20 protein-coding genes are annotated in these 16,932 nt (G+C 57.1%); 2 read left to right on the top strand and 18 right to left on the bottom strand.

Going from position 1 to position 16,932, the window contains the following annotated elements:
- Positions 1–59: 59 nt before the first annotated feature.
- The 15 genes from H9L06_RS08540 to pldA form a co-directional block, all read right to left on the bottom strand.
- A complete protein-coding gene (locus tag H9L06_RS08540) occupies positions 60–1,223 on the bottom strand; it encodes a pyridoxal-phosphate-dependent aminotransferase family protein (protein ID WP_187554790.1) in 1,164 nt (387 codons plus the stop codon).
- A gap of 92 nt (positions 1,224–1,315) precedes the next feature.
- Positions 1,316–2,251, bottom strand: a complete 936-nt coding sequence (locus tag H9L06_RS08535; protein WP_187554789.1) for an ABC transporter permease — start codon at positions 2,249–2,251, stop codon at positions 1,316–1,318.
- Between the two features lie 11 nt (positions 2,252–2,262).
- Entirely contained in the window at positions 2,263–3,411 is a 1,149-nt protein-coding gene (locus H9L06_RS08530; protein ID WP_187554788.1) for a putative B6 ABC transporter permease subunit 2, read from the bottom strand.
- 13 nt (positions 3,412–3,424) lie between these two features.
- The gene (locus H9L06_RS08525; RefSeq protein WP_187554787.1) at positions 3,425–5,083 is read right to left on the bottom strand and encodes a putative B6 ABC transporter ATP-binding protein; all 1,659 of its coding nucleotides are present in this window, start codon (positions 5,081–5,083) and stop codon (positions 3,425–3,427) included.
- An 84-nt stretch (positions 5,084–5,167) separates the two neighbouring features.
- A complete protein-coding gene (locus H9L06_RS08520; protein ID WP_187554786.1) occupies positions 5,168–6,268 on the bottom strand; it encodes a putative B6 ABC transporter substrate-binding protein in 1,101 nt (366 codons plus the stop codon).
- 272 nt (positions 6,269–6,540) lie between these two features.
- Positions 6,541–7,221 carry an IclR family transcriptional regulator gene (locus tag H9L06_RS08515; RefSeq protein WP_246454334.1) on the bottom strand — a complete coding sequence of 227 codons (681 nt, stop codon included), beginning with the start codon at positions 7,219–7,221 and terminating at the stop codon, positions 6,541–6,543.
- Positions 7,222–7,370: 149 nt separating this feature from the next.
- Positions 7,371–7,814 (bottom strand): YbhB/YbcL family Raf kinase inhibitor-like protein, encoded by a 444-nt coding sequence (locus H9L06_RS08510; protein ID WP_187554784.1) that lies wholly within the window; start codon positions 7,812–7,814, stop codon positions 7,371–7,373.
- Between the two features lie 2 nt (positions 7,815–7,816).
- Complete coding sequence (locus tag H9L06_RS08505; protein ID WP_187554783.1) at positions 7,817–8,686, bottom strand: alpha/beta fold hydrolase; 870 nt, start codon at positions 8,684–8,686, stop codon at positions 7,817–7,819.
- Positions 8,687–8,695: 9 nt separating this feature from the next.
- Positions 8,696–9,058: a 3-hydroxyacyl-CoA dehydrogenase family protein gene (locus H9L06_RS11615; RefSeq protein WP_223165182.1), complete on the bottom strand. Its 363-nt coding sequence runs from the start codon at positions 9,056–9,058 to the stop codon at positions 8,696–8,698.
- Positions 8,962–9,639: a 3-hydroxyacyl-CoA dehydrogenase family protein gene (locus tag H9L06_RS08500; RefSeq protein ID WP_223165181.1), complete on the bottom strand. Its 678-nt coding sequence runs from the start codon at positions 9,637–9,639 to the stop codon at positions 8,962–8,964. The genes H9L06_RS11615 and H9L06_RS08500 overlap by 97 nt, the downstream gene beginning before the upstream one ends.
- 36 nt (positions 9,640–9,675) lie before the next feature.
- Positions 9,676–10,419 (bottom strand): class II aldolase/adducin family protein, encoded by a 744-nt coding sequence (locus H9L06_RS08495; protein WP_187554782.1) that lies wholly within the window; start codon positions 10,417–10,419, stop codon positions 9,676–9,678.
- Between the two features lie 46 nt (positions 10,420–10,465).
- Entirely contained in the window at positions 10,466–11,065 is a 600-nt protein-coding gene (locus H9L06_RS08490; protein ID WP_187554781.1) for an amino acid synthesis family protein, read from the bottom strand.
- On the bottom strand, positions 11,058–12,185 hold the full coding sequence (locus H9L06_RS08485) for an FAD-dependent oxidoreductase (protein WP_187554780.1): 1,128 nt from the start codon (positions 12,183–12,185) through the stop codon (positions 11,058–11,060). Before H9L06_RS08485 ends, H9L06_RS08490 begins: the two co-directional genes overlap by 8 nt.
- A 139-nt stretch (positions 12,186–12,324) precedes the next feature.
- On the bottom strand, positions 12,325–13,059 hold the full coding sequence (gene pldH, locus H9L06_RS08480; protein WP_187554779.1) for a pyridoxal 4-dehydrogenase, SDR-type: 735 nt from the start codon (positions 13,057–13,059) through the stop codon (positions 12,325–12,327).
- A gap of 66 nt (positions 13,060–13,125) precedes the next feature.
- Positions 13,126–13,947 (bottom strand): 4-pyridoxolactonase, encoded by an 822-nt coding sequence (gene pldA / locus H9L06_RS08475; protein ID WP_246454332.1) that lies wholly within the window; start codon positions 13,945–13,947, stop codon positions 13,126–13,128.
- Between the two features lie 146 nt (positions 13,948–14,093).
- Between pldA and H9L06_RS08470 the strand changes: the two genes are divergently transcribed.
- Complete coding sequence (locus H9L06_RS08470) at positions 14,094–14,495, top strand: VOC family protein (protein WP_187554778.1); 402 nt, start codon at positions 14,094–14,096, stop codon at positions 14,493–14,495.
- The gene (locus H9L06_RS08465) at positions 14,492–15,523 is read left to right on the top strand and encodes an alcohol dehydrogenase catalytic domain-containing protein (protein WP_187554777.1); all 1,032 of its coding nucleotides are present in this window, start codon (positions 14,492–14,494) and stop codon (positions 15,521–15,523) included. Before H9L06_RS08470 ends, H9L06_RS08465 begins: the two co-directional genes overlap by 4 nt.
- 10 nt (positions 15,524–15,533) lie before the next feature.
- Here the strand turns inward: H9L06_RS08465 and H9L06_RS08460 are convergent, their stop codons facing one another.
- The 3 genes from H9L06_RS08460 to H9L06_RS08450 all read right to left on the bottom strand — a co-directional run bounded on the left by H9L06_RS08460 (position 15,534) and on the right by H9L06_RS08450 (position 16,917).
- Positions 15,534–15,932 (bottom strand): hypothetical protein, encoded by a 399-nt coding sequence (locus H9L06_RS08460; RefSeq protein ID WP_187554776.1) that lies wholly within the window; start codon positions 15,930–15,932, stop codon positions 15,534–15,536.
- 74 nt (positions 15,933–16,006) lie between these two features.
- The gene (locus H9L06_RS08455; protein WP_187554775.1) at positions 16,007–16,567 is read right to left on the bottom strand and encodes an amino acid synthesis family protein; all 561 of its coding nucleotides are present in this window, start codon (positions 16,565–16,567) and stop codon (positions 16,007–16,009) included.
- A 50-nt stretch (positions 16,568–16,617) separates the two neighbouring features.
- Positions 16,618–16,917, bottom strand: a complete 300-nt coding sequence (locus H9L06_RS08450; RefSeq protein ID WP_187554774.1) for a chorismate mutase — start codon at positions 16,915–16,917, stop codon at positions 16,618–16,620.
- Positions 16,918–16,932 lie beyond the last annotated feature (15 nt).

Below are 16,932 nucleotides of genomic sequence, written 5' to 3'. Positions count from 1 at the left end.
CATGGTTGCTGAAACGCAAAAGCGGCCTCATCTAATGAGGCCGCTTTCGTTAGCTGGAGCTAGTTGTTCTGAGCAATGACGCTCATGGCTGCTTCAATTCCTGCACCAAGATCGACCTGGGCACCTAGGTCGCGGAGACCTTGCCCGAGTGCGGTGAGTCCCACGATCGGGTACATAGCATTTGCGCTCGGCCCCATATGCGCGAGGCGCATGAGGTTGCCCGCGCCCTGGCCGCTCGAGAGCATGACACCGTACTTCGCGCGAACGTGGGCACGAATATCCAGGTGTTCCAGATCGCCCGGCACGCGTACCGAAGTCACGCAATTTGCAGCGATCGATTCACTCGCAGCCCACAGCTCAAGGCCCATGGCTTGGGCACCTGCACGAGTAGCCGATGCGGCATTCGTGTGGCGCACAATTGCGTTGTCGAGCCCCTCTTCGAGCACCTGGTCAAGCACTGATTCGAGGCCATGCACGTCTGAGACCGACGGCGTGAATGGGAAGGCGCCACCCTCAAGCCACTTCTCCTTCCAGTCAAGCAATGACACGTACGATGCACGTGGGGAGTTGGGGTTGCTCTCAATCTGTTCCCATGCAGCAGGGCTCACCGAGACCATACCGATCCCGGGAGGGCCCGCGAGGCACTTCTGCGCGCCGGTGACAACAATGTCAAGCTGCCACTCATCGGTCTCGAACTCGAGACCACCGATCGACGAAACCGCGTCGACAAGCGTGAGCGCGCCGTAACGCTTCGCGATCGGGCCGATCGCCGCGCAATCAGTAAGAGTACCCGAGGGTGTCTCGGAATGGACCATCGTGATCAGACCGATGCCAGGGTTTTCCTGCAGATACTTCTCAACGGCTTCGGGAGAAACAGCATCGTTGTACGCTACTTCGATTTCATGGAGCTCGGCGCCGAAGCTTTCCAGCCAGTACCCCATGCCTTTGCCGAATACACCCTGCACTAGGTTGAGCACCTTCATGCCGGGCTTCGTAAGTGACCGCGCAGCACCCTCAAGCGCAACGATAGCCTCACCCTGCATGAGGAGCATGTCGTTCTTCGTCTTGAACACTTCTGCAGCCTTGCGTTGCGTGCGCCCGAACGTTTCTAGGAACACCGGATCGTAGTGGTACATGATCGGTTGCCCGAGGGCCGCGAGTGTTCGGTGTGTGGCCATCGTTGGTCCGGCCGACAGTGTAAATACTTCAGTACTGTGATTCATGATGCATCCTTACGTTGAGTTGTTATTGGCCGAGGCTGGAACAACTCAATCGGGCTCAATTCCGCGGAGCGTATGAACCATAGGAGTTGGATTCACCGTGCACCTCGCACATACGCAGTCGCAAGCGCAGGAGGAAGCGCGGATCGTCGAGCAAAGAACGTCAGCACAATCATCACGGCCACAAACGGCATCATGTGAACGACGTCATTTGGAATGTTCAGAGTGGTGAGCTGAAGTACCGTGCCCATAGCGACGAAGAGACCGTAGACGATCGAGATCAGCAGTACCCAGGTGAAGCGTCCACGGGCGAGCATTGCGACAACGATCGCAAGGAAGCCCACGCCGTTCGTCATGCCCGGAGTGAAGGTGCCCGCGGAGATTAGGGCGAGGTATGCACCACCCAGTCCTGACATAGCTCCACCAAAGAGCACCGCAAGTGATCGAGTGCGCATGACGCTGCCGCCGGCGGCATCCAGCGAAGCTGGTTTCTGACCAGCTGAACGAAGGCGCAATCCTGGTGTCGTCTTGTACAGCCAGATCGATGTCAGCACCAAGATTATGAGCGAGACATAGAACATTCCGGGCTGCGCAAAAAGGCCCTTCCCGACGACGGGAAGGTCAGAGAGGAAAGGAATTGTCCAAGGAGTATCGAGCCCGAGTCGTGGCTTCGACTCCGCGAACTGGAAGTCGTAGAGCACACTGCTCACACCTGCACCGGCTAGTCCAATACCGATACCGACGACGATCTGATTCAGACCTAACCAAACACAGAGCACCATCATGACCATCGACAGTGCGATGCCTGCAGCCGCTCCACTGAGAAAACCAACCCAGAAGCTTCCGCTCACGAGGGTTCCCACGAAACCGAAGTAGCCACCGACGAGCATGAGACCTTCCATACCGATGTTGAGCACACCGGACTGCTCGCCAACGGTCTCACCGATTGAGGCGAGCAGCAGTGGAATCGCGCTCGCCAGCACGGCGACGATAAACGCGGTAAGAAATGTTTCGCTAAAAAAATCGATCATGATGCTCGTCCTTAGTGCTTCTTGGCGGACTTGAACAGACCGGCAGGCAGGTAGCTCTTTCCAAGATCTTTACGGTTGCCGAGGTATTCGATAACCGTCATGAAGAACAGGATGAGCGCAACAATAATGAGAAGGAAATCGACGGACAGACCAGCTTGCTGCGCAGCGATGGTGCCGCCAGTTGCGAGGATCGCATAGAACGCGATGAGCGGAATCGATCCAAGCGGGTTCAGACGTGCGAGGAACACGAACGGCAAAACCTTGTCACCATATACGGGGTTCCAGTTCGTGCGCATGTAGCCCCACAAGCCAAGCATGTCGATCGCTCCGGCAAACGCAATCATTCCGCTCGAGAGCAGAAATACCGTGATGATGAGCTTTCTTGCATCGAGTCCGGCGTGCGTTGCTGCCTTCGGGCTCGCCCCCAAGATATCGACCTTCAGCCCGAACGACGACTTTGTGAGTATGTAGTGAAACACCAGCACCAAGATGATTGCGATGACAAAACCCACATGCACCCGCGTGCCAGGAATGTATGGAAGCATCAGGTTGAGGTCGAGCACTCGTGTCTGAGGGACGGTCACTTCGACATCTTGGAAGGGCCCCTTCACCAGGATGTTCGCACCACTGATGGCAATGAATGACACCATCAAGCTGGTAATGATTTCATTTGTGCCGTACTTTGCTTTCAGCCAGGCGGGCAGGAAGCCGAGCACGACGCCAATAACAACTGCAATCGCAAACAGGAGAACGATTGCTACAGCGAACGGGAGCGTGGCAAGAATGTCTGGCGCTGTGCCGGCCACCACCGCCGCTGCGATGAGATACGCACCGTTGTATCCAAGGTTCCAGAGTTGTGCCCGAAACGCGATGATCAGTCCCAGCCCAATAATGAGCAGAGGTGCCATTGCGGTGAGGGTCTTCTGCCAGCCTGTTCCGGCAATTCCAAGGTAGAAGATGTCGCCATAGAAGTCGAGCGGATTGACACCCATCACCCAGATGATGAGCCCACCGACGACGAGCGCGAGAACGACTGGCGTGATCGTACGAATCACAACCTCGAGTCCCTGGGACAGCTTGGTGGACTGTGGTCTACGTGTTGCTTCAATCGCGCGAGTTTCTGGTCCCGCGTCTTCAAGTGTGGGGGTAGAGGCCGTCATTGATTGCGATTCCTTAGACATGTTCCTGCTCCGAATCTTCCGGAGAATTCGAGTGAGCGGTCGTCTTCATGCCGACCATCATTTCGCCGATCCGCTCGGTCACATGATCGCCATCGTTGACAACCTCGCCGATGATCCGTCCATTTGATACGACGGCAACGCGGTCTGATAGCTCCGCAAGCTCATCAAGGTCGGTCGAAATGAGAAGCACTGCCCCGCCCTGGCGTGCGAAGTCACGCACCGTTTCACGCACTCGATACACGGTCTTGAGGTCAAGACCGTAAGTGGGTTTGTGGAAGATCACTACTCGCGGATCGTGAGAGAGTTCACGTGCGAGCAGAATCTTTTGAATGTTGCCGCCCGAAAGCGTCCCCGCTCTTGTGTGCTTCGACGGGGTCCGAATCTCGTACTCCGCAATCTGATCATCGGCCTCGCGCATCACTGCATCGCGGTCCATGCGACCCAGGCGCCAAAACGGTGATTCACCGATTTTCTTGAGCACGAGATTAAGCGCAACGCTCAGATTTCCGACAATTCCCTCGTGCAGTCGATCATCGGTGACGTAGCGTACGCCAAGATTCTGACGTGCCTTCACCTTGTACTTCGTGACATCCGTACCATCGAGCGACACGCTGCCTGAAGCCGGCGTCCGCTGGCCCGCGATCGTTTCTGCGAGGTGGCGCTGCCCGTGGCCGTCGATACCTGCGATCCCGAGAATCTCACCGGCGCGGATAGCGAGGCTGACGTCGGAAATCGCAACCTCTCCCGACTCAGAAGTGGTCGTGAGGCCCGCAATTTCAAGCACGGTCTGAGCATCAGCTGCGACGCTGCCACGCCGCTCCACTTCTGCTGCCCCCGCTGCCTCGGCCTGTTCGGCTGAGATCGTCTCGGGGTTCGATCCAAACATCGCCTCAAGGATGCGATCTTTCGCCTGTTCTTCTGTCATCGCGTGCATTTCTTCGGGTGCGATGCGTCCGGCCACGTAGCCCGCGCGGAGAATCGTGACCGCATCACCGATCGCGTAGGCTTCGTGAAGTTTGTGAGAAATGAAAATGACGGCGAGTCCCTCTGCTTTGAGGCGGTTCACGCTCTCAACGAGACTGTCGATCGCCTGAGGAGTGAGCATCGAGGTGGGCTCATCAAGGATGAGCACCTCGGAGCCCTTCCACATTGCCTTTGCAATCTCCACTTGTTGCTGCTGCCCGAGACCCAAGTCTCCGGCGAGCATGTGCGGATCGATCTCAGCGCCGAGGAGCTCGCTCAACTCGGCGAGTCGCGCTGCTGCGCTGGTTTTATCGAGCCAGAAATTGCTCTCGTCACTGAGCATAAGGTTCTCGAGCACAGTGAGTGTCGGGATGAGCGCGGAGTGCTGGTACACCACACCAATGCCCTGGGCAATTGACACCGCTGGAGAACTCAGCACCGTCGGCACACCGTTCATCTCAATGCTTCCCTCATCGGGCTGCTGCAGCCCGGCAAGGATGCTGATGAGCGTCGACTTTCCTGCACCGTTCTCACCCAGGAGGCAGTGGACCTCGCCGCGTCGCACGTCGAGCGATATGGCGTCATTCGCCACGATTCCGGGAAAACGCTTGGTGATATCGGTGAGTCGAATCACGATGTCGCGATCAACTTCCGAAGCGAGTGCAGGTGAGGCGTGCGTGCTGGACATCGCTGTCCTTTCTCATAGGGGCTTGAGTGGTGACGGGAGTGTGCGCCCGGACGTACGTTATCCGGGCGCACACTTCGCAATGGGTTACTTGCCCTTTGCGTCGATGATTGCTTGAACGGCGTCCTTATCAGTCGCGCGCTCAATGGTGATGCTGCCGTCAGCGATGCCCGCCTGGGCAGCCTCAACAGCTGCGGCGATGTCACCGGTGAGGTTGTCGGTTTCTTGGAGCGTCAGTCCGCCGTTGGCTACAGTGAGCTCATAGGTCTCTGTACCGAACGTGCCAGCTTCAACATCCTTGATCGCTTGCACGTACGAATCCTTGAAGTTCCAGAGCACTGACGTGAGCACAAGTGCAGGATCTTCTACGATCTCGGTAACGTCACCGATCGTTGCGATGTACGACAGGGGGTAGTCAGTCGAGGCGCTCTCGATGGCCTGGAGGTAACCCATCGTCGCTCCGTCACCCATACCCATGATGACATCGGCTCCCGCCGCGATGACCTGATTCATCACGTTCGTTCCACCTGCCGAGTCACCGTATCCGGCCGGACCAACGTAGGCAATCACGACGTTGATCGATGGATCAACGCTGTACACGCCCTGCGCGAAGCCTCCGGACATCAGGAACCAGTTGAGGTCCTCAGCCGAGGCGACTATTCCGACCGTGTTCGTCTCAGTCTTGTTCGCTGCAGCGACGCCCGCGAGATATGCACCCTCCTGTGCCTGGGTAATGATCGTGGCAACCTTGCCGGGCTCGTTCTTATCGAAGTCGACGACGAGTGTTGGCACGCCTGTGGTCATTCCCACTCGGTGGCCTGCAGTGTTAAAGCCGCTCGCGTGCGCAATGATGAGGTCATTTCCGCCCTCAGCAACCTGGGTGAGAATCGTCTCGGTATTGTCGTACCCAACGTTCGAGTTGTCGTCGAGGTCGATTCCTAGTTCCTCGGCTGCTGCTTGGGCAGCCCAGATACCCTGCTGGTTCCAACCGTAATCGGATTCCTTTTCAGGGGTGACGATTGCGAACTGCGAGACTGTTTGACCTGCTGCTTCTTCACCGCCGCCATCGCCTGATCCACCGCCAGTGTCACCGCGACCCGAGCATCCTGCTGTAAGGATCAGGCCGACGACAGTTGCGGCTACCAAGCCGGTGCGGAGTGCCCGCTTTTTACCATGATTAAAGAACACCTGTTGTCCTCTTTCCTACTCATCGTTGAGTTACGTGCGCGATAAGCGCATCATTACACCAGAAATTATCACCATGTAATGTGACTATATGAAACTATAAGAACCCAAGGCTGTCAAGGGAATTTGTGGGTTGAGACCACAGCGTTACGCGAGTTGTCGCCTTGATTTGTGCTTGCCCGTCCACTTGTCCACGCATCCGCGGACGGGCAGCGCGAATTAACACGGTCTATCCACCACTACCGTGGATGACTGTGTAGAAGTTGCAGCGCGAGCTACGCGACGACCTGCGGGATGCTCATCATGTCGCTGATTTCGCGTGCGCCTTCTCTCACCTTTTGCAGCAACTCACCCCGACGCTCTTCCGATAGCCGGAACTCCAGTCCGGCAATCGATAGCGCAGCGACGGTGCGCCCCTCCACGACAATCGGCGCAGCAACCGCATAAATGCCCTCATCGACCTCAGCGGAGGAGATCGCAAAATGCTGCTTACGTATCGCCGAAAGCTCACTCTTCAGCTCTTCCCCCCAGTCTGGGCCAAGTCGCTCCTCGAGATGCGCGAGGTACTTACGCTGTTCCTCAATTTGTGTCGCAGCAAGTAACACCTTCGACCCGGCACCGCGGTGCAGAGGCATGAGATGCCCCTGCAGGAACGAGATCGTCGCCTGCTTATCTGGTTGCGATGAGGCAACGCACACTGCCGAATCGCCGATCCTCCGCAGAATGAGCACCGTCTCGTGTGTCTCCCCGACAAGTCGGTTAACGACGGGCATTCCGAGATTTCCAATGTCGATCGACGATTCGGCAACAGATGCAAGTCGGAACATCTGTGGAGTCAGCGAATACGCACCCCTTCCCGTTTCCTCGATGAGGTAGAGCTCACGAAGCAACGAGATATACCTATATGCGCTCGGTACCGAGATGCCGAATTGGGTCGAAATGCTCTCAACGGTCACTTCAGGTGAGGATTCAGAGAAGCTCAAGAGGATCTGAAGTACCCGCCTCGCGCTATCGACGCCTTTCGCCCGGCTTGTTTGCACAGTAAACCCGTTTCGTATAGGTAGAGATGATTGCAGACTACGCTACTCGTTATATTTGCGAGAGCTTACCGCTGATAAGTACCTACCAGTCGATTCTGCTCTACTATCGCGTCTGCATAGTTTGCAAGGAACTCTTCGCGGCTTGGCTCCCCTTCAACCTTACGGCTCAATGCGTAGACCCAAAAGTAGTAGTGGTGCTGGCCGTGACCGTGCGGCGGCTGAGGTCCGGAGTAAGAGGCCTCCCCAATGCCGTTCGGCCCAACGCGTCCCGATGTCACATCTGCACTCTGTGGATCAATCCCGTAAACGGTCCAGTGTGTGAAACCCTGTGGAAGGGGTGCGTCTGGGTCGTGCAGAATGACCGCTAGCTCGACAGCCTCAGCGGGTACCCCGCTGATTTCCAAACGCGGAACTTGATTCCCTGTCTCCGCAGCAAACGCATCATCGATTGCACCAAGTGACGCGATGTCCGGGCTAGAAATGGCAAGATCTTGAATGTTCAGTCCCATGGTTATTCCTTTTCTTTACGTGGTTCGAGTCGATCAATAAAGTCACTGACGATGCGTGCCACAGCTTCTGGTTGTTCTTCTGGTACGTAATGATCCGCGTGTTCAACGACCTCGTATGTGAGATCAGGTCGCACTTCTCGCGAACGCTCAAATGCCTGCTCAGTCACCAGCACACTCTCGGCACCGCGAATCACAACCGCAGGAACCGCAATGCGCTTGTAAGTCTCCGTGAGGTCTTCACGTAGCCCTTCAACTGTCTGCCTCATCGCTTCTGGGTCAGCAAGCGGTACGAGCACACCGTCGCGCTCCTCATACCCATATTCCGCGCGACGCTCGACTGCATCTTTCGGCATCTTCTTGTAGCGCTGCTGGAGATAGGTTTCGACCTCAGCAGTTGTGGCAAAACGCTGGTCTCCACCACCGACCCTCGCCGCGAGCGTGTCAAACACTTCAGTCTCGATGAAGGGATTGAAGTCAATGGCAACAATGCCGTCGATAATCTCCGGGTACCTGGCCGCAGTCACAATTGAGTTCCGAGAACCCAGCGAGTGTCCGACCAAGACATTCCTGCCTGGCCCTCCCAGTTGAGCAACAAGACCTCGAACGTCGTCACTGTAGTCGGCAGCGCCATACCCCGCGGCAGGCTTATCGCTGCGTCCGTGGCCACGCTGATCCACCGCGATAACCCGGAAACGCCGGGACAGCTCGGCTTGGATAGGTGCCCAAACCCGGTGATTCGCGGTAACTCCATGAAAAAGGAACACCGTGTCCTCGCCGTGGCCGCTCTCTGCGTATACTATCCGCTGCGGGCCGTTCGCACCGCCAACATCGACAGTGCGAACGACCTGCTGAGAAACTTTCGCTTCAGTCATTGTGAACCGTTACACCTGGTCACTGCTCAGTGGCTTGGGCATTGCGTTGCGCACCTGGATGAGTTGCGACACGATCTGCGCTCGCTTCGCCGCGACATCGCCCTCACCGTACTCGAACAGGCCCTTACCTGACTTGAAGCCGAAGGTCTGCGCTTCAATGTTGTCGGTGATCACTTGGGGAACTCCGTCCGTCTTCGAGAGGTCACGATTGAGGTAGCTCGCAACATTGTTGTAGGTGTCGAGGCCAGCCATATCGAGAAGACGCATCGGGCCGACTACGGCGAGCTTGAAGCCAATGCCCCACCGCACACAAATGTCCATGTCTTCCTTCGAGATGATGCCTTCGTCGACGAGCGCGAGGCTTTCACGCATAATCGCGTACAGGATGCGGTTCTCAACAAAGCCAGGAACCTCGCCCTCAAGTACAGCCTCGTATCCGAAGGAGTTGGCGAGCGCAACGACAGCATCACGAGTTGCATCGCTGGTTTGCTCGCCCGGAACCACCTCGATGAGGGGATCACGTGAGGAGGGTTCGACCAGTGCATGCCCACAAAGCGCTCGGGGTGCTTCATGTCTTCAGCGAGCTTCGTGATCGGGATCCCCGAGGTGTTCGAAGCAATGATGACCTCAGGGCCTACGAGTGACTCGACCTGAGCAATAACCTGCTTTTTGAGGTCCTCTCGCTCTGGGACAGCCTCGAGAACGTACTCTGCTTTCGCGAGCGCTTCTTCGATGCTCGTCGTAAATGAGAGCTCGCCCTGTCGGTCACCCCGTGCTGCATCGAGTTTGTCAAGAACGCCTTCTGCGACCTTGACACCCTCTGCAGCACGATCAAGTGCGTCCTGAACAACGTCGTAGATGGTGACATCCGCGCCACTGCGTGCGAAAACCGCAGCGATGCCGGGGCCCATGATGCCTGAACCCAGGACCGTAATGTTGCGTGGTGTTGACATGTGCATTCTCCTTCGAATTAGCTAGTTCGCGATGTGTTAGATCGCCTGGGGCTCGCGGCCCTCGGAAATATCAAGCAGGCGGTTGAAATACTTCCAGTAGTTCTCTTTCGCCGGCTCGGGGTAGATGCGCCCGTGCTTCTCAATGCTCTCTGCGTGATCAGGAATTGCGAACTTCGCTCCCGAACTCTCAAGGTCGATCTGGAACTTCGATGACCACTCCAGGAAGATGCCACAGAGCAGCAGTTCACGCACGTCGCCACCTGTGAAGGCGATTCCGTGGTTTGCGAGAAGAATTGCTTCAGCAGCGCCAAGGTCGCGCGCCACAGCGATACCGAGATCCACCGTCGTGATGATGTGGCTGGTTTCGTCGAAGCGCGGCACACCATGCTCCGCGAACCACGCACCGTGGTTGTTAACCGGCGCGAGTTCATTCTGACCAGCCCCGAATACTGTCGCGTAGTGAGCGTGTGAGTGTCCAACGAAGTTGACGTCAGGCCGAGCCTTGAAAATCTCAGCGTGCAGGGGCCACTCCAAGTGACGGAAACCCTCGCCCTGCAGCACCTCTCCATCGAGGGTGACAAGCAGGAAGTCCTCCGCCTGCACCTCAGAAAGTGCGAGGTGGCCACGCTTCAGCCACATTCCACGTCCCTCAGGATCGCGGTAGGACATGTGACCCATCGACATGTCACCGTGTCCCTCAATCTCGAGAATACGGTGGACTCGAGCAAGGTCATTCAGTGTCGCCCGAATTTCAGGCGATGGGTTGAACGGCTCACGCATGTGTTTACTCCTAGTTTCTTGTTCGCAGTTTCAGGCGGGGCAGTGGCTACTTGGCCAGCTTTGCCAGCGCCTCTTCCTTGGTGATTCCACCGACACGGGCTTGGGCGCGCGGGCCGCTCGAGACGGCGACACAGATGACAAGCTCATCAGGCTTCGGACCTTCGTCAATATGCAAGGTGATGCCGTCGTAGTAGTCGCGAACAAAGACTTCATCCTTAAACGCGAGAGGGATATCGATCGAGGTTCCGGCCGAGGCTACTTTTGTGAACGAAGAGATCCACGCCGCTCCTCCCCCGATTGCGTCACGGAAACCATTGCCAAAAATGGTGGTAACACATGCGACGACGTGCTCCTGTTCCCCAGCAGTTCCAGCAATACCACCCTTACCGTACCCCTCAACCTCCCGGCCTCCGAGCAATGCCTTCGCGCGAGTGCCCAGCTCATGCGCGAGAACACCACTTGGTGCGGTGAGCGCACTGAGATCCTCTTGGAAAGGCTGACTTGCGAATGGGTTGCGAATGACCACAGCCACTGCAGCCTTCACGAGTGGGTCATCGAGCTTGCGACCGGCGAGTTCTGTGACCTCAACGGTTTGCGTGTGCCACGAGCGGATCTCGTAGTCATCAAGTGAATAGTTTTCAGACATGGTTTACGTGCTTCTCCGTCGGATCGTATGCTGCGGTCTCAAGGACCTCTGGTGTGAACTGGTTGCCCTTGGACATGTTGCGGGTCTCTGCGTACCATGCGGACTTTGCCTGGCAACGATCGGTGATACCGCGTTCTTCTGCTTCCCATGCAACGAGCGTTTCGGGGAGATTCTCGGGACGAGCAGAAACGGCCATGGCCATGGTGTACGCATTCGTCATTGCGGTGCCAGCGCCCTGTGCAAGCGCCGGGCACATTGCATGTGCGGAGTCACCCACGAGCGCTACCCGCCCGTTCGACCAGTTCTTCAGTACGTTGGTCTGGTAACCGTCATACCTGCCTTCGGTGATCTTCGCTGCTTCGCGGAGGACCGGTGCGAGGTACGGGTGGCTCTCTACCCACACGTCGTAGTTGACCGGAATCGCTGAACCTTCTTCGTCTTCGATCGGGGCCATCAGCGCAATGTACAGTTCGTCCTCATTGCAGGGGACGTAGAGTACGCGCAGCACGCGGGGCTCAAAGTTCCAGAAGTCGATGACGTTATCCCATTCATCGCCACCGCCGAGCTCCTCCTTGCAGCGAGGAACGATGAGGCGTGTAACGCCATCCTTCGAACGAGTGCGCTCCTGCTCAAAACCGATGGAGTCACGTACCTGCGAAGTAACCCCGTCTGCTCCAACGATGAGGTCAGCGTGGCGCACCTCACCCGAGGCGAGGGTCAGACTTCCTGCTGGGTCGGCAGCAACGACCTCAGAGTTAACAAGTATCTTTACACCCGACTGGATAGCGGCATCTGCTAGCGCCTCGTGCAGTGCGCGACGGGTCATTGTGCGCCAGGGAAGTCCGTCGAAGTCTTCCTTCGACACCGATTCATTGTGGATCCGCGTCTCGTAGTACGGCGGCACCATGGTGTGCGGGAGCAGCGTGTCATACGCATCGATTGCCTTGAGTACTTGGAGACTGTTGTTCCACAACACGATGCCTGCTCCGAGTGGACGCATTTCTTCGCCGCGTTCGTGCAGCGTAACATCCCAGCCCTGCTGAGCAAGCGTGGTCGCAGCGACGAGCCCGGCAAAACCGGCCCCTGCCACTTCCGCTTTGAGTCCGTTTTTTTCTTTCATGGTCTTTTCCCTTCGCGCATAAGACCGATGCTCAACTCACATATCAATATACGAGTTTCACAGTTTAATAAATAGTATTTCTGGCACAAAAGTGCCGAGCGCCGGTGTGGTGCACCTCAAGGCACCACACCGGCCTCGTTTAATTTCGAGTGTGTCCGCCGTCGACGACGAGCAGCTGGCCGGTTACCCAGCCCGCCTCTTCGGTGGTCAAGAACGCCACTGCTGGCGCAATGTCCTCAGGCTGACCCTTGCGGTCAAATGCCTGCATCGGCACAACATAACCGAAGCCATCGTTGTGGGGTCCGGCCTTAACGCCTTCACTTTCAGTGAGTCCAGGCGCCACCGCATTCACAGTGATCCCATCCTTACCAACTTCGCTCGCGAGTGAGCGCGTAAAACCAACGGTCGCCCCCTTGCCGGTCACGTAGTGGTTGCAGTTCGGCGTTCCGGCTACAAAGGTATTCGACGCAATATTAACGACGCGACCGTATCCGGCTTCCGCCATCACCTTTGTGACCGCCTTGGTGACCAAGAACAGTCCGTCAACATTCACCGACAGCACGCGGCGCCACTCCTCGAACGTGAGGTCTTCCCAAGCAATGAACGGCACGATTGCGGCATCATTCACGAGGATGTCGATGCGACCGTACTTCTCCACCGTGGAATCGACGAGGTTCTGCACCTGCTCCGGGTTGCTGACGTCAGTCTGAACGAACAGTCCCCCAAGGCTGTCGGCTACCGCCTGCCCCTTTTCCGCATTCACGTCTGCAATAACCAGAGTGACGTCGTTCGCCGCAATCCGACGCGCGATTGCCTCTCCGATGCCCTGCGCCGATCCCGTTACGATTGCGACGCGCTTATCATGTGTTGCCATGTGTATTCTCGCTCCTTAGCCAGATGTACGTGAGTATTTGGCGCCAATGCGCCAATGTTGTGAGGTCTAGTTGCCGCCGTAGTACTCGGGAGCCTTCTTCCAAGTCAGGAACGGTTCCATCTCGTGCGACGGGTAGATATCTGCCCCACGGGTGCGGCTCACGTATGCGAGTTTACGGAGCGAGTCCACCGAGCCCGTCGGATCGAGGTGGAAGCCCTGTACCGCTTCAGTCTCGATTGACTTGTGGGTATACGCTGCGTCACCCGCAAAGAGCATCGATGGCGAGTTCTCGAGTTCCACGAGCATTGAGTAGTGCGCGACAGTATGCCCGGGGGTCTCAATGAGCGTCACGCCCGGAGCGATCTCGTACTCACCAGAGATGAACTTGTACTTTGACTTATCGAAGTCGAACGAGAGATCGGAGTAACCGAGGCGCTCAAACGGTTCGGGAACCAGTGCGTGCCGGAGTTCGTCCTTATGCACCAGCACCTGCGCGTTGGTCAGGTATTTATTTCCACCTACGTGGTCAAAATGGAAGTGCGAGTTGATGACAATGTCCACGTCTTCTGGCTTGTAACCACACAGCGCCAACTGTGCCGGGATGGTCTGCTCAGGCGTCTGCAGCGGCTTCTCGAACGGAAGCACCTTGTTCACGTGGTCCAGGTCGAATCCAGTGTCGAACATCACCAGCGGCCCACCGTCGATGTCGACAAGCACGCTGTACACAGGAAAACGAACCTCTTGACCGAGATCGTGATGCCAGTGCACTTGTGACGCATCGATGACGAGCGTTCCTCCGTCAAGCAGATATACCTTGGGGTCGGCCATACGTTCCTCCTCATTGAGACCCGGCACGCGAATCTTCCATAAAGACCCGCTATCACTCATCGTGATCTGGGTATCAGAATATGAGAATTAATGAGGTGGAGTCAAGTTGATCTTTCAAAATTCATTCATATGTTGATATTCACATTGCGTGTATTGATAAAAACCCACAATAATGTGAGTGACATCACTGTTCAAAGGAGTCCATGATGACGGCATATCTCACAACACGAGCGGGATTCATAATTACCGCCAAAGACGTATCCGCTCTTGCCAAGTTCTATGTGGAGGGATTCGATTTCGAACTCACAACCATGTTTGAAGATCCACCGTATGCCATTCTCGTCAAGGAAGGCATGCGCCTTTCACTTACCGAAGACGGAACTCGCGGCGACGACATTCCCGAATTCACTTTCAGCCTCGACACGAACAGGGACGCTCGGTCGACCTGCATGGTCTTGGAAGTTGACAGCTGCGACGCTGCCCGCGCCGAGCTGGAGTCTCGGGGAGTCACCATGCGCTCAGAGACGTTCCGTCCCCCTTGGGGTGGCGCACGCTTCTTCTGCGAAGACCCAGAGCACAACCTAATCGAAATTGAGGAGCTCGCATGAAAGCGGTAATACTCTCAGGCCCGGAACAAATTTCTGTCGAGGAGGTCGATACTCCGACCGTTCAGTTTCCGACTGACGCGATTGTGAAGGTGTCGCACTCGGCAGTATGCGGCGCAGACCTCCTTCCTTTCCACGGGCACACCCCGGGATTTGAGTTCGGCATGATCCCGGGCCATGAATTCGTTGGCGAAGTCGTTGAGGTGGGCTCAGAAGTCGACGGGATCTCCGTCGGCGACCGCGTAGTGAATACGAGCATGACAAGCTGTGGCACCTGCTCGGAGTGTGCGGCAGAGCGCTGGACCCAGTGCACCACCCGAAGCCTGTTCGGCTACTCCGGCGTGTACCCCAAACTCGATGGCGGTCAGGCCGAGTACGTCCGGGTACCAAACGCCGCACGCTCGCTGCTCGCGCTCCCAGAAGAGGTTTCATCCGAAGACGCCCTCTTCCTCGCGGACATACTTCCGACCGGGTACGCGGGAGTTGACAATGCTGGCGTCACAGAAGGAGACCTTCTCGTCGTACAGGGCGCTGGGCCGGTAGGCCTCATGGCTGTCATCGTTGCTCTCAGCCGCGGGGCAAGAGTCGTCGTCGTCGACGGTGTCGATGCTCGGCGCGAACTTGCGACAGAGCTAGGGGCGACCGCGATCACCCCGCAGGAAGCCCGCGACTATATCGATACGCTCACCGATGGCGTGGGAGCGGATTGTGTCATTGAGGCATCGGGGAGCATTCCCGCACTCAAGGATGCGCTCCACCTCGCGCGTCCACAGGGAATCATCTCAGTTATTGGCGCTCACTTCGAGAACGACTTCCCCCTCGACAACGGGGTGATGTTCGAAAAGGAACTCACCCTCAAGTTCAACATTGGTAACCCTTTCAAGACCAGAGAACTCCTCCTCGAGGCGATTCGCCGTGGCGAACTTAAGCCTGGCCGCGTTCTCACGCATGTCCTCCCGGCAGATGATGCTGTCGAGGCGTACACGAAGTTTGACAACAAGGAGTTCACAAAGGTCGCACTCACCTACTGATGTTCTGACCTTACGCCGCCGAATGCCCGGGTTTGTCCGCAAACTCGGGCATATCGGTGTAATAGGCCCAGCGGTAGCAGTACTCTGTGACCGGGTTCGCGTTCACATCACCGATACAAATCATGTCGCGATACCGTTTTTCGTCGGTTTGGTCATAGTGCACTCGGCACAACACGCGAAACTGCTCCTCGTCGAGCATGTTCTCGGAAGGCTGCCAGCACTCGACATCGGTGACCGTACCGTCAATCTCCGAGTCCTTCGGCGCGATCGCAGTGAGCTGGGAAATGACGTTCACGTCTGAATCCGTCAGCGTCGTTTCAGCCGCGCATCCTGCCAGGGCGAACGGTGCGATAGCGAGCGCAATACCAGCAAGGCTACCCGCGATGCGGTGTGCGTTCCGTCGTTCCACGAGTTGGCCCCTCTATCATCAACCGATACGAGAGTATCAATATATCTTAAATACAGGCACGAGAACGTTGAAAACTACTTTTCGTCAGGGTTAAATGCAGCGAGTCGCTGTTGTGGTCGACCCTGCGCTGCACCGGCAAGAGCCACCACAATCTCGTTCGAGTGGGGGGCATCCGAGATCCGCACCTCGATAGTTTGATGGTGTGATCGAATTGTCGCGTCGGTAATGTGCTTGAGCGGAATATCAAACACGATTCCAGCTGGACCTCGCTTCTCCACTGCTGGGAGTAACGTCGTCGCGCTAGCAACGTTGCGGAAGTGGTTCCCGAAACTCAGTGTATGAATTAGCGCAGAACCGTGCTCAATCTCACCACCGAGACCGACGATTGCTGCCTTTCCGTATGCCTCAATCGGCGCTCCCAACGCTTCTGCGACTCGAGGGGCAAGCAAGGCACCCAGGTCCGAGGCGACCTCCGCGATTCCAGGGCCCAGATCCTCGACAAACCCTTGATCCGCCCACGGATTCGCAATCACCGCCGCGACAATTGCAATGCGCGCTGCTGGCGAGACCTCTTTGCCACCCTCAAGCGCGACTTCCTCAACGATTGTCGTGAGCTTGCGAAACTGTACGGTCATGCTGCTATCCCTCCCTTATACGGACTTCTGCGTCCGCACAAATCTATCCATCACTCGCCTCGCCCAGCGAGGTGATTGTGGTGCTGGATCACCTCAGCCACAACGAAGTTAAACCACTTCTCGGCGAACTCTGGGTCGAGGTGCGCGTCTTCGGCGAGCGCGCGCAGCCTCGCGGTCTGGCGGGCCTCACGAGCAGGATCCGACGGCGGCATGTCGTGCTCGGCCTTCAGCCGACCGACCGCCTGCGTGCAGCGGAACCGCTCGGCGAGCATGTGCACGAGCGCAGCATCAATGTTGTCGATGCTCGACCGAAGGGTCGCGAGCTGCTCCTCTGGGCTTATCTCAGACACGCACACTCCCCTTCA

It is taken from the genome of Leucobacter denitrificans (genome assembly GCF_014396385.1).
Taxonomy (GTDB): Bacteria; Actinomycetota; Actinomycetes; order Actinomycetales; family Microbacteriaceae; genus Leucobacter; species Leucobacter denitrificans.
Note: the sequence above shows the minus strand (reverse complement) of the source record. Positions and strands in the feature narration are given on the sequence as shown.

What these genes read in the sequence shown, in the direction of transcription:
- H9L06_RS08540 (WP_187554790.1), bottom strand. Translation starts at nt 1,223, where the DNA reads ATGAATCACAGTACTGAAGTATTTACACTGTCGGCCGGACCAACGATG.
- H9L06_RS08535 (WP_187554789.1), bottom strand. Translation starts at nt 2,251, where the DNA reads ATGATCGATTTTTTTAGCGAAACATTTCTTACCGCGTTTATCGTCGCC.
- H9L06_RS08530 (WP_187554788.1), bottom strand. Translation starts at nt 3,411, where the DNA reads ATGACGGCCTCTACCCCCACACTTGAAGACGCGGGACCAGAAACTCGC.
- H9L06_RS08525 (WP_187554787.1), bottom strand. Translation starts at nt 5,083, where the DNA reads ATGTCCAGCACGCACGCCTCACCTGCACTCGCTTCGGAAGTTGATCGC.
- H9L06_RS08510 (WP_187554784.1), bottom strand. Translation starts at nt 7,814, where the DNA reads ATGGGACTGAACATTCAAGATCTTGCCATTTCTAGCCCGGACATCGCG.
- H9L06_RS08505 (WP_187554783.1), bottom strand. Translation starts at nt 8,686, where the DNA reads ATGACTGAAGCGAAAGTTTCTCAGCAGGTCGTTCGCACTGTCGATGTT.
- H9L06_RS11615 (WP_223165182.1), bottom strand. Translation starts at nt 9,058, where the DNA reads ATGCGTGAAAGCCTCGCGCTCGTCGACGAAGGCATCATCTCGAAGGAA.
- H9L06_RS08500 (WP_223165181.1), bottom strand. Translation starts at nt 9,639, where the DNA reads ATGTCAACACCACGCAACATTACGGTCCTGGGTTCAGGCATCATGGGC.
- H9L06_RS08495 (WP_187554782.1), bottom strand. Translation starts at nt 10,419, where the DNA reads ATGCGTGAGCCGTTCAACCCATCGCCTGAAATTCGGGCGACACTGAAT.
- H9L06_RS08490 (WP_187554781.1), bottom strand. Translation starts at nt 11,065, where the DNA reads ATGTCTGAAAACTATTCACTTGATGACTACGAGATCCGCTCGTGGCAC.
- H9L06_RS08485 (WP_187554780.1), bottom strand. Translation starts at nt 12,185, where the DNA reads ATGAAAGAAAAAAACGGACTCAAAGCGGAAGTGGCAGGGGCCGGTTTT.
- pldH (WP_187554779.1), bottom strand. Translation starts at nt 13,059, where the DNA reads ATGGCAACACATGATAAGCGCGTCGCAATCGTAACGGGATCGGCGCAG.
- pldA (WP_246454332.1), bottom strand. Translation starts at nt 13,947, where the DNA reads ATGAGTGATAGCGGGTCTTTATGGAAGATTCGCGTGCCGGGTCTCAAT.
- H9L06_RS08470 (WP_187554778.1), top strand. Translation starts at nt 14,094, where the DNA reads ATGACGGCATATCTCACAACACGAGCGGGATTCATAATTACCGCCAAA.
- H9L06_RS08465 (WP_187554777.1), top strand. Translation starts at nt 14,492, where the DNA reads ATGAAAGCGGTAATACTCTCAGGCCCGGAACAAATTTCTGTCGAGGAG.
- H9L06_RS08455 (WP_187554775.1), bottom strand. Translation starts at nt 16,567, where the DNA reads ATGACCGTACAGTTTCGCAAGCTCACGACAATCGTTGAGGAAGTCGCG.